We start from the raw sequence: 8,101 nt of genomic DNA, 5'->3' as shown, positions 1-8,101 counted from the left end.
CTAATATGTTATATTTAATATAGAAGAATTCGAGGAGTACTTTTTATGAAAAGGAGAACTATTGATGAATTATAAACAACTACTAATAGATAACTTTGCATTTAAAACTTCATATGTTGCGCAATTTGTGCCCGGAATGAGTATAAAAGAAACGCAAGATTATATTGCTGTTGATTGCGGATTACCTGCAGATACATTCAATGTCATTACTCTACTAAACAATAATTTAACGGTAGGGATAGAGAAATTATATAAGGAGGTAGACTACTATAATCAAAAGAATTTTCCAATGAGTGTTTGGTTATGGGATGAAGAGCAAGAGCGGGATATAAAAAGCAAGTTAAATAAAATCGGTTTAAAAGAAGCGGAGCAAAATATTGCGATGGTAGCAGACTTAAAAACAATTTCTCCAACAATAAACATACCAGTAAGTTTTACAATTCAACAGGCATCTTCACCTGCACAAATAAAAAAATTTGGAGAAATGTTAGCTAATCTATTCGGCACATCAGAAGAAGGTATACATGTACAAGCATTCTATAATCAAATTTCTAATCTTGATTTATGGAACAGTGAAAATATGAAACTATTTTTAGGATTTTATGAAGGGGAAGTCGTAACTGTTGGTTCATTGATATGTTCAAAAGATAGTATTGGTATTTATGACATCGCAACTAAAGAGGAAATGAGAGGACGAGGATTCGGATCTACTATGTTCAATTTCCTTCTGCAAGAAGCACAAAAATTAAAAAATATGTATTGTGTGTTACAAGCTTCACCCGATGGAATCAACATTTATAAAAAATCGGGATTTCAAGCTATTGGCAAAATGACTGTATTGGAAAATCGACATTTAATTGAGTAAATCATTCAAGTTAAATCGTCTTTATATAGGAGCTTATAAATCGTTATGAAAAAGATATATCTCGCTACAATAATTTGTGCCTTTATAGTAATAAGTATCTTTGTTTTTCAGAAAATAAATGAACATAAGTATACTAAAGCTATTAATCAATCAAATCATATAAAAAATATCGCACATAAAGGTGCTTCTGCGTATGCACCTGAACATACAATAGCAGCATATCAATTAGGCCAACAAATGAATGGAGATTATATAGAAATTGATCTTCAAATGACAAAAGATGGACATTTAGTGGCTATGCATGATGAAACATTAAAGCGTACAACGAATGGTACTGGGCTGGTAAAAGAGCATACATTAGAAGAAATAAAGCAACTAAATGCTGGCTCTCTTTTCAATGAAAAATATCCGAACTTAGCAAAGAAAGAATTTGAAAATGCAAAAGTCCCAACATTAACAGAAATTATTGAAACGTTTGGGCATAACGCGAACTATTATATTGAAACAAAAACACCTGATGAATATCCAGGAATGGAAGAAAAATTATTAGAAATTATTAATCACTACGAAATACAGGATAAAGTGATTATTCAATCGTTTAGTGAAGAAAGTCTACAAAAGATTCATAGCTTAAATAGTAATATATCCATAGTACAATTATTACCGTATAAAAAAGCAGTTCAATTAACAAAATTAGAGATAGAAAAGTATAAAATGTACTGCATAGGTCTTGGTATGAATTACAAATATATTGATTCAGATTATGTAAATAAAATAAAGAAAAACGGATTAGAAGTTCATCCATTTACAGTAGATAATGAAAAAGATATGAAAAAGTTACTTTCATGGGGAGTCGATGGGATGTTTACTAATGATCCGGATCGTTTACATTCAATATTATTGGATTTGAAAAGTCATGAATAAGAAGTGTTATTCATAAAGGAAAAATTTACACAACCTGTATATTAGGATTATCAATGCAAGAAGACATGTAGCATATAAAAAGAAAATACCAAAAACCGCAACTGGAAGACTTAGGTTGTGGTTTTTTTATTGCTTCGATTTCAACTTAGAAAGTTTGAAGCTAGAAGTGAAAACCTTTTTAGCTGAATTGGCTTCCTATGTATTTGTACTTCGTATCGTTGTAGGTATATGTACAACCCGTGAGAAGAGTTTTGCATAGGATAATAGAAAAGGAGATGTTGCATATTGAAATACCACAATAGAAATGTAAGTAATCTGAATAAATTAGCGGATAATACGAAAGCTGCAGCTTTTAAGTGGTATCAGTACTGTATCGACAATGGAATTGAAGTATTAATTTATGAAACAATCCGAACGGTCGAGCAACAACGTGAATATGTTCGTAAAGGAGCATCACAAACGATGCGCTCATATCACTTAGTAGGACAGGCATTAGATTTTGTTCCAATTCAGTCGAATGGTACAGAAGATTGGAATGGCTATAATAAAGAACCGTGGGCATCAGCAATTCGTTATGCTAAACAAATTGGTTTTGAATGGGGCGGTGACTGGAAAGGATTTGTGGATAGCCCGCATTTGCAATATAACTACAAAGGATATGGAACGGATACTTTTGGAAAAGGTGCTCAAAACGTAGTGGCTCCTCCCACGTCGAATGATAGTGTAGGGATTGCTTATATTAACGGTAGTAATGTAAATTTACGAAAAGGACCTGGTACTGGATATGGCGTTATTCGTCAATTAGGGAAGGAGAGTCCTACAAAGTATTTGGGCAATCAAATGGCTGGTTAAATCTCGGTGGCGATCAGTGGATTTTTAACGATCCATCATATATTCGTTATACGGGAGGAAATGTGCCAACACCTTCACAATCATCAAATGAGGGTATAGGTGTAGTTACTATAATCGCTGATGTATTATGTGTTCGTACCGGCCCAGGAACAAATTACGGCATTGTGAAAAACGTGTATCAAGGTGAAAAATATCAATCATTTGGATATAAAGATGGTTGGTATAGTGTTGGTGGAAATCAATGGGTTTCTGGTGAATATGTTACGTTTGTAAAGTAAAAATAAGAGCCGTCCTGTTGGGCGGCATTTTATTTTAAATATTCATAGGGCGAGCACTCATGATATCATTCGTGATACATAGATTATAATTTTTCATTCTAATAATCAGAAAGTAATCAAAATGTAATTAATTTCAACTACGCTTTTTATATTTTTTTGATACACTGGCTACGAGGGGGATACCAATTAAGGTGGGTAAAAACCAAAACCATATTGGTGGAAGTAAATTTATAATGGGAATATGGATGCCGACATTTACTAAAAGTGCGGTGACTGCACCTATATAAGAACCTAACATACCTCTAATGTGGTGATGGAGCCAATTTTTCCAACGTTTTTTTCGTGCAAGGTATCCATAAATCGCAAATGAATAAGAGAAGATTGCTACATAAAATAAATATGCGATTTTATCCCAGTTTATAATGGATAATATAATGGCAGTAACGGTGATAACGACATAGGATGCGTGATATATTTCACCCCATTCCGTATGTTTACCTTTCTTCTTTTGAGCAACCATCGCTATTATCCCAGTTATTAAACATATCGTTCCAAATAATATGTGGATGGTTAAAAGAATGTTGAAAATGCTCATCATAATTCCTCCCTTTTTATTTTTATAGTATTGCAGCATAGGAGAAAAGTTGAAACATATTGTTTATTCACTTTAATATATTGAAGTAAAGGTACTTCAAGAACAAGTTTAAACGGACAAATTTTTCTTGAGTTTAGTGAGACACGTATTACGTGAAATGAAGGAGAGACTTCCATGTTTACATCTATTACATATTTACAATCAGGGAATGACAAGCAACAAAAAGTATATGATGTTTTGAACAAACTAAATATTATGGAGGATTTAACTTTATATAATCCCGTTCTTTGCGGGACAATCCCGATAAGAATTGATACTTCTCAATCTGACTTAGATATTGTAATGGAAGTATATAACTTTGATGTTTTTGAGCAGGAAATGAGATCTTTATATGGTTCTTATAGAGGGTTCAATATAAAAAAGAAAAAAATGAAAGGTACTGAATCGATAAAGGTGAATTTTGAATTCGAAGGTTTTGAATTTGAATTATTTGCTCAACCTAAGCCAGTGCGTAATCAAAATGCATATAGACATATGATAGTGGAACACATGTTATTAATGCAGCATCCCCATATAAGGGAAGAAGTTATTAACTTAAAGGAACAAGGTTTAAAAACAGAACCTGCTTTTGCTCAAGTATTAAATATTGACGGAGATCCTTATGAAGAACTTATTTTATTAGGGCGGGAAATGAAATTGTGGTAAATAAGATACGTAAAAAAATCCTCCAAAAACAAAAGAGGATTTTTTTATGCTGTTAACTTCCGAATTAATTCACTGAGCAATTTAATTCCGTTAGTCATTTGTTCTGGAGAAGCATATCCATATGATAAACGAATGTACTGATCTGATTCTTCTTCATAAATACGTCCCGGGTTTAAAAGAATTCCTTTTGATAGTGCCTCTAAAAATAGTTTTTTCATCGGAATGTTATGTACAACCTTTAGCCATATAAAAACTCCACCACTAGGAATATCCCACGATGCAATATCTGCACAATATTTATTTAAAGCTCGTATCATTATTTGTCTTCGTTTTTTCAGGTGCATTCTTACGTTTGCTACATGTTCTTCATAAAAACCTTCATTTATCCATTCAGCAGCTACTCTTTGAGATAAAGAGCTTGATCCATAGTCTGTTTGCATTTTTATATCTGACAATCTATCAATAACAGGTTCTGGTCCAATTATCCATCCAATTCTAAGTCCAGGGCTAAGTGTTTTAGAGAGACTACCAATATATAATACATGTCCATGTTTATCTATTGACTTTAAAGGAGCTGGAGGTGATTCATCAATCCATAACTCTCGGTAAATATCATCCTCGATGATAGGCAACTGCTCTTTTTTACATATTTTTAATATTTCTTTTCTTCGCTCTTTGGACATCAATATCCCCGTTGGATTTTGAAAACAAGGGATTGAATATAAAATATTATTCTTTTGACTATATTTAATTCGTTTTAACAAGTCGTTAGGTAAAATACCGTGATGATCCATTGATATACCGGATAAGTTTATATTTGCTGATTGAAAAACATGAAGTGAATATAAGTAAGAAGGTTGTTCAAGTAAAACAGTTGATTTTCTATGTAAAAGACCAATTGATATTAATTGTAATGCTTGGAGTGCACCCGAGACTATTAATATAGAACCCGGTGATGCATGTATTCCAAATGATTTTACGTATTTGCTTATTGCTTCACGTAACGGATAAAAACCTTTTTGTTCTTCGTATCCGAAATAATCTAATTCCTCACTGACGTTTTTTATTATAGATTGCATAGTTTCGAGCGGAAAAAGATGAGGTGCAAGTTCACCTTTACTAAGATGGATAAGCGTTTTATTTGCTTCTGCTTCATTTATTTCTCGCACCATTAACTTACTTGGTTTATGAATACCGGCCTTTACATATTCACTCCAATCAGGCGGGGGATTAGTTGCTAATAATGACCATGTATTATTTGTTACAATTGTTCCTGCTCCGATTTGTCCTTGAATTAAACCATCTGCCATAAGTTCATCTAGCGCAGTTATTACAGTACTTCGATTTACATGAAATAATTTTGCTAACTGCCGCTGACTAGGGATTTTACTTCCAATTGGCCATTCTCCGTTTTCAATTTTTTCTTTCATATAGTCTATTATCTGCCGATATTTGGGCACTTTTTTATCGTTTGTCATATAAAAAACTCCCTCGTTTATTTAAAAGATTCAAAGTGGTTGGTTTTTCCGATAAATAACTGGTTGAAGACATTGTATCAACTATTAAATATGATGAAAAGAAATAATTGGTAATTTAAAAATGGTTGGTTTATTAGGGAGGGAGAGAAAACATGCATAATAAAAAATGGGATTTACGCATTATATGTGCTCACGCTTTTACAATTCTTATATGGGGAACTGCTTTTCCGGCAATTCGTATGGGGCTTGAATCTTATACGCCTGAACACCTTACTTTACTACGCTTATTAATCGCTTCATTTATACTTTTGTTATTTTCATTTATATACAAACTACGACTACCGGATTTAAAGGATATCCCGGCATTTTTTATATTTGGTGCTTTAGGGTTTACTATTTATCACATCGCATTAAACTACGGCGAAAAAACAGTAAATGCTGGATCTGCAAGTTTAATAATTTCAGTCACTCCAATAGTGACGGCAATTCTTGCTTCTGTTTTTTTGAATGAAAAAATGAAATTAAATGGCTGGATCGGTGGTGTAATGAGTTTTGCAGGAATTGCCTTAATTTCATTTAGCCAAGGCGACGCTATTCAATTAAATAGCGGGGGGTTATTTATATTATTAGCGGCGATTTCAGAAAGCCTATTTTTCGTTTTCCAAACATCTTACTTAAAAAAATACGGCTTCTTACCATTTACCATATATACAATTTTGTCTAGTACTATATGTATGCTTATTTTCTTACCCGGAGTTTATCAAGAAATACTAGCAGCTCCTCTTGAAGTTAACTTGAGCGTTATATATTTAGGTGTCTTTCCAACAGTACTCCCGTATATTGCATTGGCCTATATTATATCTCGTGCTGGTGCTTCTGAAGCAACAAGTTCTCTATATTTAACGCCAATAACTGCGTGTTTCATTGCTTGGATATGGTTAGGAGAAGTGCCAACTTTGGTTTCGATAATTGGCGGAGTGATTACTATACTTGGAATTGTGATTGCTCATATACCAGTATTAAGAAAAGAAAAACATGGGAATTTAGCAAATAATCAATCCGTATAATGTAATTCAATAATGACTTTAAGATACTTTTTTATATAGTTTCTTTCTTATGTTGATAAATATAATATTTTGTATTTCAGTTAAATATTGTATGTTACATTTTATGTAGTAAGCATTTTAAAAGGAGCTGACAACATAATGAATGGAAAAAGAAAAATTTTCACATGTATTTCTATTGTAGGAATCGGACTAGCTAGTTTTTCTAATTCTAGTTTCGCAGCAAGTGTAACGGACAATTCAGTACAAAATTCTATTCCCGTAGTTAATCAACAAGTAGCTGCTGCAAAGGAAATGAAACCATTTCCGCAGCAAGTTAATTATGCAGGTGTTATAAAACCGAATCATGTTACACAGGAAAGTTTAAATGCTTCTGTAAGAAGTTACTACGATAATTGGAAAAAGAAATATTTGAAAAATGATTTATCTTCTTTACCTGGTGGTTATTATGTAAAAGGAGAGATTACAGGTGATGCTGATGGGTTTAAGCCACTTGGAACTTCAGAAGGTCAAGGGTATGGGATGATAATTACAGTATTAATGGCTGGTTATGATTCGAATGCTCAAAAAATCTATGACGGTTTATTTAAAACAGCAAGAACTTTTAAAAGTTCTCAAAATCCTAATTTAATGGGATGGGTTGTCGCAGATAGTAAAAAAGCACAAGGTCATTTTGATTCTGCTACTGATGGAGATTTAGATATTGCGTATTCTCTTCTTCTTGCTCATAAGCAGTGGGGATCTAATGGAACAGTGAATTATTTGAAAGAAGCAAAAGACATGATTACAAAAGGTATTAAAGCTAGTAATGTTACAAATAATAACCGACTAAATTTAGGAGATTGGGATTCTAAAAGTTCACTTGATACGAGACCATCTGATTGGATGATGTCACACCTTAGAGCATTTTATGAATTTACAGATGATAAAACTTGGCTTACTGTTATTAATAATTTGTACGATGTTTATACGCAATTTAGTAATAAGTACTCTCCAAATACAGGACTTATTTCAGATTTCGTTGTAAAAAACCCACCACAACCCGCACCTAAAGACTTCTTAGAGGAGTCAGAATATACAAATGCATATTATTACAATGCTAGTCGGGTACCATTGAGAATTGTAATGGACTATGCGATGTACGGCGAGAAAAGAAGTAAAGTCATTTCTGATAAAGTTTCTTCGTGGATTCAAAATAAAACGAATGGAAATCCTTCTAAAATTGTGGATGGTTATCAATTAAATGGATCTAATATTGGTAGTTATTCAACTGCTGTATTTGTTTCACCGTTTATTGCTGCAAGTATAACAAGTAGCAATAATCAAAAGTGGGTAAATAG

General features: G+C 32.8%; 7 protein-coding genes and 1 pseudogene. 6 read left to right on the top strand and 2 right to left on the bottom strand.

Annotated features, from left to right (window positions below):
• Positions 1–64: 64 nt before the first annotated feature.
• The 3 genes and pseudogenes from GBN78_RS27295 to GBN78_RS27285 all read left to right on the top strand — a co-directional run bounded on the left by GBN78_RS27295 (position 65) and on the right by GBN78_RS27285 (position 2,919).
• Positions 65–865, top strand: coding sequence for a GNAT family N-acetyltransferase (locus tag GBN78_RS27295; protein WP_141444398.1), 801 nt, complete (start codon positions 65–67; stop codon positions 863–865).
• Between the two features lie 45 nt (positions 866–910).
• Positions 911–1,789, top strand: a complete 879-nt coding sequence (locus GBN78_RS27290) for a glycerophosphodiester phosphodiesterase (protein WP_152127909.1) — start codon at positions 911–913, stop codon at positions 1,787–1,789.
• Positions 1,790–2,074: 285 nt separating this feature from the next.
• Positions 2,075–2,919, top strand: a pseudogene (locus tag GBN78_RS27285) (M15 family metallopeptidase).
• A gap of 133 nt (positions 2,920–3,052) precedes the next feature.
• Here GBN78_RS27285 and GBN78_RS27280 read toward each other — a convergent pair.
• Positions 3,053–3,514, bottom strand: coding sequence for a DUF2306 domain-containing protein (locus GBN78_RS27280; protein WP_000021727.1), 462 nt, complete (start codon positions 3,512–3,514; stop codon positions 3,053–3,055).
• Between the two features lie 174 nt (positions 3,515–3,688).
• On the opposite strand from GBN78_RS27280, the gene GBN78_RS27275 reads away from it, so the two are divergent.
• On the top strand, positions 3,689–4,219 hold the full coding sequence (locus GBN78_RS27275; protein ID WP_152127908.1) for a DUF4269 domain-containing protein: 531 nt from the start codon (positions 3,689–3,691) through the stop codon (positions 4,217–4,219).
• Positions 4,220–4,263: 44 nt separating this feature from the next.
• Here GBN78_RS27275 and norG read toward each other — a convergent pair whose 3' ends face one another.
• Complete coding sequence (gene norG / locus GBN78_RS27270; RefSeq protein ID WP_047386283.1) at positions 4,264–5,697, bottom strand: efflux pump transcription regulator NorG; 1,434 nt, start codon at positions 5,695–5,697, stop codon at positions 4,264–4,266.
• A 152-nt stretch (positions 5,698–5,849) separates the two neighbouring features.
• Between norG and GBN78_RS27265 the strand changes: the two genes are divergently transcribed.
• Both GBN78_RS27265 and GBN78_RS27260 read left to right on the top strand, forming a co-directional pair.
• A complete protein-coding gene (locus GBN78_RS27265; RefSeq protein ID WP_000551613.1) occupies positions 5,850–6,764 on the top strand; it encodes a DMT family transporter in 915 nt (304 codons plus the stop codon).
• A 138-nt stretch (positions 6,765–6,902) separates the two neighbouring features.
• On the top strand, positions 6,903–8,101 hold a 1,199-nt coding region (locus GBN78_RS27260), incomplete at its 3' end, for a family 8 glycosyl hydrolase (RefSeq protein ID WP_152127907.1).

This window comes from Bacillus sp. B2-WWTP-C-10-Post-4, assembly GCF_009183805.1.
Lineage (GTDB): Bacteria > Bacillota > Bacilli > Bacillales > Bacillaceae_G > Bacillus_A > Bacillus_A cereus.
The sequence above is the reverse complement of the archived record's forward strand: the minus strand, read 5'-3'. Positions and strand labels throughout refer to the sequence as shown.